This window comes from Psychrobacter sp. 1Y4, from assembly GCF_051847555.1.
This window is the reverse complement of sequence record NZ_JBPYDE010000155.1, coordinates 1-1048: the sequence shown is the minus strand read 5'-3', so window position 1 is coordinate 1048 and position 1048 is coordinate 1. Positions and strand designations below refer to the sequence as shown.

Annotated in this window: 1 protein-coding gene and 1 pseudogene; both read right to left on the bottom strand. The window is 42.9% G+C overall.

The annotated features are described in order from the left end of the window. Positions 1-144: 144 nt before the first annotated feature. Positions 145-663, bottom strand: a complete 519-nt coding sequence (locus ACS8FC_RS14930; protein ID WP_058024361.1) for a phosphate-starvation-inducible protein PsiE — start codon at positions 661-663, stop codon at positions 145-147. 99 nt (positions 664-762) lie between these two features. After that, a pseudogene (locus ACS8FC_RS14925) lies at positions 763-1048 on the bottom strand (bifunctional 5,10-methylene-tetrahydrofolate dehydrogenase/5,10-methylene-tetrahydrofolate cyclohydrolase); the annotation flags it as partial.

Below are 1048 nucleotides of genomic sequence, written 5' to 3'. Positions count from 1 at the left end.
CTTACTTCATTATTATGATAATCATCATCGCTCTTTGTAGCTTCTTATATTACAACTTTAAGCGACTCAAATGGTTGTGACAACTCATTCATACATAAAAAAGGGCTACCACTGGTAGCCCTTTTTTATGCTGATCGTCAATCATTATTCGCGGCGGTGCTTGGTATGGCTGTCTGGTGCTTGCGCATTATCAGGCAGCATAGCCTTGACCGTTAAATTTGCATACTGTCTATCAAGATTGTCTTCTGGGCGACCAAATGTTTTTGCCGTCCAAGTGAGTATGACAATAGCACCACTCAATAGCATGATTGCCACAGAAATCGTGGCCAGTAACCACAGATGGAAATAATCTGACACTGCCTGCACATCGACCACTAGATGTCGTGATAAAGCCGTTATGGCAATAAATATCAAAAACTGTACGGGCAGACGATGGGTTTTAAAGTAAATCCCTATCATAGCCAGCAGCTCAAGATAAATGAATAGCATCAAAATATCTTTTAAATCCGCTGAGCCTTTTTGAACAATATAAATAAACTCTTTACCTGCCGTCCAGACCACCACCACACTGATTAAAAATAAGATAACGTAATGACAGACATCGACAAACTCTCTGCCAATACCTTGTAGTCGCTCATGAATACCTACGTCTTTTTTAGCCATTTTTAGGTCCTATCAACTGAGGGGTGGTTGATTTGGCCTGAGGCTACTTTGCCTCAAGCCCCTTATCTATCGGCGATCAGCACTCACATGACTATCTTTTTAGTTAATACCCAAACCTGCTGATTTTTCAGCCGCATCGACTGTCTGGCGAATAAGCGTGTTGATGGTCATTGGGCCAACACCGCCTGGCACTGGTGTATACGCACTAGCAATATTTTCCATGCCTTGCATTTCAATGTCACCAACACCACCATTATCCGTTGGATGGAAACCAGCATCAACGACTACTGCACCAGCTTTGATCCATTCTGCTTTGATCAGCTCAGGCACACCTACCGCACCAACAACGATATCGGCACGCTTAATATGAGACTCTAAGTCTTGC

Bases quoted from the DNA above. Each gene is read 5' to 3' on its own strand.
- ACS8FC_RS14930 (WP_058024361.1), bottom strand. From the start codon at position 663: ATGGCTAAAAAAGACGTAGGTATTCATGAGCGACTACAAGGTATTGGC.